This window comes from Curtobacterium sp. MCLR17_051 (assembly GCF_003234395.1).
Taxonomy (GTDB): Bacteria; Actinomycetota; Actinomycetes; order Actinomycetales; family Microbacteriaceae; genus Curtobacterium; species Curtobacterium flaccumfaciens.
On record NZ_QKTA01000039.1, the window covers coordinates 1 to 5,191 of the forward strand.

The 5,191-nt window shown below is 74.6% G+C and carries 7 protein-coding genes; 6 read left to right on the forward strand and 1 reads right to left on the reverse strand.

Annotated elements, in window-relative coordinates:
• Window positions 1-59 precede the first annotated feature (59 nt).
• The 5 genes from DEJ06_RS17915 to DEJ06_RS17935 all read left to right on the forward strand — a co-directional run bounded on the left by DEJ06_RS17915 (window position 60) and on the right by DEJ06_RS17935 (window position 4,350).
• Window positions 60-950, forward strand: a complete 891-nt coding sequence (locus DEJ06_RS17915; RefSeq protein ID WP_111040229.1) for an NUDIX hydrolase — start codon at window positions 60-62, stop codon at window positions 948-950.
• 102 nt (window positions 951-1,052) lie between these two features.
• Window positions 1,053-1,799 carry a phosphotransferase enzyme family protein gene (locus DEJ06_RS17920; protein WP_027465222.1) on the forward strand — a complete coding sequence of 249 codons (747 nt, stop codon included), beginning with the start codon at window positions 1,053-1,055 and terminating at the stop codon, window positions 1,797-1,799.
• Window positions 1,796-2,872 (forward strand): winged helix DNA-binding domain-containing protein, encoded by a 1,077-nt coding sequence (locus tag DEJ06_RS17925; protein ID WP_111040226.1) that lies wholly within the window; start codon window positions 1,796-1,798, stop codon window positions 2,870-2,872. Before DEJ06_RS17920 ends, DEJ06_RS17925 begins: the two co-directional genes overlap by 4 nt.
• Window positions 2,873-3,045: 173 nt before the next feature.
• Window positions 3,046-3,975: a DnaJ domain-containing protein gene (locus DEJ06_RS17930; RefSeq protein ID WP_111040227.1), complete on the forward strand. Its 930-nt coding sequence runs from the start codon at window positions 3,046-3,048 to the stop codon at window positions 3,973-3,975.
• Between the two features lie 171 nt (window positions 3,976-4,146).
• A complete protein-coding gene (locus tag DEJ06_RS17935) occupies window positions 4,147-4,350 on the forward strand; it encodes a hypothetical protein (RefSeq protein ID WP_146245909.1) in 204 nt (67 codons plus the stop codon).
• Here DEJ06_RS17935 and DEJ06_RS17940 read toward each other — a convergent pair.
• Complete coding sequence (locus DEJ06_RS17940) at window positions 4,344-4,706, reverse strand: RNA-binding S4 domain-containing protein (RefSeq protein WP_071405402.1); 363 nt, start codon at window positions 4,704-4,706, stop codon at window positions 4,344-4,346. The two genes, DEJ06_RS17935 and DEJ06_RS17940, sit on opposite strands and share 7 nt — an antisense overlap.
• A gap of 33 nt (window positions 4,707-4,739) precedes the next feature.
• On the opposite strand from DEJ06_RS17940, the gene DEJ06_RS17945 reads away from it, so the two are divergent.
• Complete coding sequence (locus DEJ06_RS17945; RefSeq protein WP_258372541.1) at window positions 4,740-4,997, forward strand: hypothetical protein; 258 nt, start codon at window positions 4,740-4,742, stop codon at window positions 4,995-4,997.
• Window positions 4,998-5,191 lie beyond the last annotated feature (194 nt).

A 5,191-nucleotide genomic window follows, 5' to 3' on the forward strand; every position in this document is an offset into this window, starting at 1 on the left:
CGGTCGCGTCCGGTCCGTACCAGGTGCAGTCGAACACGCAGGGCTCGCAGGTCACGCTCGTGCGCAACGAGAACTGGAGCGCGAAGACCGACGAGGTCCGCACCGCCGGCCTGCTCGTCGACGACGGCGCCGGCCGCGTGCTCCTGCAGCACCGCGTCGAGTGGAGCCACCACGGCGGCACCTGGGGCATCCCCGGCGGCGCACGGCACCAGGGCGAAGCAGCGGTGACCGCCGCCCTCCGCGAGTCCGCCGAAGAAGCCGGCGTCCCCGACGACGCGATCGCCCTGCGCCACACCGCGCTGCTCGACCTGGGCTTCTGGACCTACACGACCGTCGTGGGGCGCGCCTCCCGACCCTTCGAACCCGTCATCGCCGACCGCGAGAGCCTCGCGCTGTCGTGGATCCCGATCGACCAGGTCGACGAGCTGCCCCTGCACCCCGGGTTCGGCAGGTCGTGGCCGGCACTCCGCGCCACGATCGCGACCACACCGCACGTCGTCGTCGACGCAGCGAACGTCGTCGGCAGCGTGCCCGACGGCTGGTGGAAGGACCGAGCCGGCGCCGCATCGCGCCTGCTGGAACAGGTGTCGGCGCTCGCCGCGGGCGGGGTTTCCTCATCGTTGCTCGACCTGCCGTTCGCGCGGTGGTGGCCGAGGTGGACCGTGGTGCTCGAGGGGGAGGCCCGGGCCGCTGCGGACGTGGGCGGTGCGGGTGGAGACGGCGGTGCGGACCGCGCTGTCGGCGCTGACCGCGGCGCCGCCACCGGCGCTGTCGACGTCGTCCGTTCTCCGGCTTCCGGCGACGACGCCATCGTCGAGTCCGCGCAGGCCGCGGTGCAGGCCGGCGACGGGCCGGTCGTCGTCGTGACGGCCGACCGCGAGCTCCGCGACCGCGTCGAGGCCCTCGGCGCGGTCGTCCACGGGCCGTCCTGGTTGCGCGACCAGCTGTAGCCGCCTGGACCGCCGTGTTCCGGATGGTGACCGAGCGGCCGTCGGTCGCTGCCGGTACGCTGGCCCTCCGTCAACGGAGACGCAACACGCAGGAGGTTCCCCTTGGAGCGCATCACCAGGGCCGACGACCGAGTCCACCGCCCCGCCGGGCCGTGGACCCCCACGGTGCACCGGCTGCTCGCCCACCTGCACGAGCAGGGGTTCGTCGCAGCCCCGGAACCGATCGCCCTCGGTGACACCCTCGAGACGGTCTCGTTCGTCCCCGGTGTCGCGGGCGAGTACCCCTGGACCGAGGACATCGCCAGCGAGGCCGCCCTCGTCACCAGCGCCCGCCTGCTCCGCCAGTTCCACGACGCCGCCGCGAGCTTCCCGCGCAGTGCCACCGACGACCTCTGGTCGCAGGCCGACCGTGCCCCCGTCGAGACGATCGTGCACGGCGACTTCGCCCCGTACAACTGCGTCTACGACGGCATCGCCGCCGTCGGCCTGATCGACTTCGACACCGCACACCCCGGCCCCCGCGTCTGGGACGTCGCGAGTGCCGTCTACCGGTTCGCACCGTTCACCACCGGCGCTGTCGAGGGATCGACCGCCCCCGACCTCGACGAGCGGCTCGCGCGCGCCGCCGAGTTCTGCCGCGCCTACGCCCTCGACGACCGCTCCCGGAGCGTCCTGGCCGAGACGATGATCGCGTCCCTCGTCGCCCTGGTCACGACGATCGAGCACGAGGCCGCCGCCGGCAACCCGAAGTTCGTCAGCGACCTGCAGCACGGCCACGCCGACCTGTACCGCGCCGACGTCGCCTACCTGGAGCAGCACGCCGACGCCGTCACCGCCGCCGTCGCGTGACCACCAGCCCCGCGCGGCTCCGGACGGCGCGGTTCGCGGCGCAGGGCATCGCGGCGCCCGGGCTGCGCCCCACCGAGGTCGTCGAGCGGATGCTGGCGGTGCAGGGGCAGGACCTCGGTCAGGTGCTCTGGGCCATCGGGGTCCGCGCTCCCGGATCGACGCGGGACGACGTCCGCGGTGCCTTCGACCGCGGAGAACTCGTCCGCTCGTGGCCGATGCGCGGCACGCTGCACGCCCTGCGCCCCGACGACTTGCGACTGCTGCTCTCGCTCACCGCCGAACGGATGCTCCGCACGAACGCCCGACGCGCCGCCGAGCTCGGCATCGACGACGCCCTGCTCGGTCGGGCCCGTGACGCGACGATCGCGGCCCTCGAGGGCGGCCGCTCGTTGGTCCGGGACGACCTGTTCGCCGCGTACCGCGCTGCCGGCATCGACCCGGCCGGAGGTCGCGGCTACCACCTGGTCCTGCAGCTCGCGCAGGAACGCCTCGTCGCCTGGGGTCCCACCGCCCGCGTCGGGCAGGGGCTCGTGCTGCTCGACGAGTGGGCACCCGCCACCGCTGACCCGCCGGACCGCGACGAAGCCCTCCGCCGGGTCCTGCTCGGGTACCTGCGCGGCCGTGGCCCCGCGACCGAGGCCGACGCCGCGAGCTGGACGAAGCTGCCGCTCGGTGACCTCCGCCGGGCCCGGGCCGCGGCGGGGGACGCGGTCGAGGACCTCGGCGACGGGCTCCTCGCCCTCGCCGACCGGCCGGCAGCCGCGCGCGTCCCCACCGGGCACCTGCTCCCCGGCTTCGACGAGTACCTGCTCGGGTACGCCGACCGGTCCGCGCAGCTCGACCCCGCCCACGCCGACCGCGTCGTCCCCGGAGCCAACGGCGTGTTCCTGCCGATGGCCGTCGTGCGGGGTCGCGTCGTCGGCACCTGGAAGCGCACCGAGCGCCGGGGCGAGCACCTCGTCACCGTCGCACCCTTCGGCACCCTCGACGCGTCGTCCGTCCGTGCACTCGAGGCTGCGGCCGCGCGGTACGCGGCGTTCCTCGGAGCGCCGGTCGTGACCACGGTGGTCTGACGCGACCACCTGCGGACCGTGTGCCGAGGCTGCCCGGCCGCACCGCTCCTCTCCCCACCGGCACGGACGCCCCGCCGCTGGCGCGTCGGTGCGGAACCGGCGGCGTGGGCCCAGACCGCACCCAGCAACCATGCGGCGGACTCCGACACTGCCTCCGGTAATGTCGCAGGGCCATGACGGACAGCCCGGCCGACGCCACCCCCTACGAAGTCCTCGGCGTCCCCGCGACGGCTGACGACGAAGCGCTCCGCCGCGCCTACCGGCGGGCCGCCCGCGAGACGCACCCCGACCTCGGCGGCGACGCCCAGCGCTTCCGCCAGGTCCAGCTCGCATGGGAGCGCATCGGCACGCCGGCGGCCCGGCGCGCGTACGACATCGGGTCCCGCGCGTACGGCGCGTCCGGGGCGACCGCCGGCAGGGGTGACACCGGTCGCGACGCCTACGCACCCCCGGCAGCGCGTCGCGACACCCGCCCCCGGGCCCGGTCCCACGGACACCCCGGCGGTCGGTCGCGCGAGGTCTTCCTGCAGGCCGAACGCGAGTGGGTCGGCCTCGGCGACCCCATCGAGGACCCGTACGACCCCACGCTCATCCGCTCCGCGCCCCGGCACATCCGGCGCCTGCTCGCCGAGGCCCTGGCCGAAGAAGCGACCGCCCTGATCGTCTCCGACATGGGGATCGGCGTCACGGTGTGGCACGACCTCGACGCCGGAGCCGAGGGCAAGCTCGACCACGCCGTCCTGACCCCGAGCGGACTCTGGGCCGTCGAGTCCATCGACTGGGGCGCTCCGGTCCGCGTCGAGCACGGCGAGATCGTCGGCGAGACGCTCGCGCCGGGGGAGCGACCCGTCAAGGAACTCGTCCGCGCCGCCCGTGCCGTGCAGAAGCAGACCCGGGTGCGGTTCTCCGGGCGGCTGCTCGTCGTGCCGGACGCCGCCGTCACCGAGGACGTGCAGCTCGTCGGCTCCCCGAAGAAGCCCACCGCGCTCGTCGTCCGCCGGAGTGCGCTCGCCCAGGTGCTGAACGGCGTCTGGTCGCCGGCCGGTTCCGTCGACGTGTTCGAGATCCGCGACCGCCTGCAGCAGACCGTCCGCTTCGTCTGATGTCCGCGTCGCACGTCGTGGTCGAGATCGGCGGTTTGGGAGCACCAGTGCTGCGGGCCGGCCGTCGAGATCGGTGACGTCGTCGAGTACGGCGTTGTGCCCGCTGACGGCGCGCGTCGGTTCGAGGAGGTCCGGCACGACACGGTGCGGACGCAGACCATCCGTGGTCGGGTGGTGGAGTTGTACGCCGTCGGGGTCGACGGTCGGGTCGCCGTCGAGCGGATACCGAGCGGCTCAGCGCTCTGCGGGTCCGACGAGGACGACGACGGGCACCTCGAAGCGCGCTGGACCGGCCAGCCGATCGCGGTCGAGTGGGCCGCCGACGAGGAGTTCGAGGTCGTCATCGACCCGTACGGCAAGCCGAAGCGTCAGTAGCCGCGGAGCTTCTCGAGGTCGCGGCGCTCCCGCTTGCTCGGCCGTCCGGCGCCGCGATCGCGCATCGGGACGAAGCCGGCCTCTTCCTTCGACAGCCGCGGCGGGGTCTTGTCCTCGAAGTGCTTCGCCGCCTCGGGGGCGCTCGTCCGCTTCAGGATGATGCCGGTGACCATGACGATGCGGTCGAAGCCGTTCTGCCGCACCCGCACCTCGTCGCCGGGGCCGATCGGCTGCGCCGGCTTCGCGCGCTCCCCGTTCACCCGGACGTGACCGGCCTTGCACGCGGCAGTCGCGGCCGACCGGGTCTTGGTGATCCGGACGGCCCAGATCCAGCTGTCGACCCGGGCCTTCTCCATGCCGACACTCTAGGCGGCCCGTACCCTGGGGCGGTGCATGCGGACGAACAGGCGGCGATCGCCCGGGCCCGTGCCCTCGGGGTGCTGCAGGACGCCGCGATCGGGGACCGCCTGGTGGTCCGGGCGCACCACGGTGACGGCGCGCAGGACGCCCTCGGTGACCTGATCGCCCGGACGCCCGACGCCGTGACGATCGCCACCCGCCGCGGCCCGGTCGAGGTCCGGCTCGCCGACGTCGTCGCCGCGAAGCCCGTCCCGCCGCCCCCGCCCGCGCGGCCTGCTCGGCGCTGACGCGCTCGGCTCGCACCGTGCGGACTTGTCGTGCTGTCGAGCCGGGGTCGCACGGTGCGGACTTCGTCGGCGGGTGCGCCGTCGGAGGCTCGGTGCGGGGTTGTGGTGCCGCACGGAGCCACCAACCCCGCTCCGGCTGACGAACCTCGCACCGTGCGAACCCAGCGCGCCGCCCCGCCCCGCCGCACCCCGCC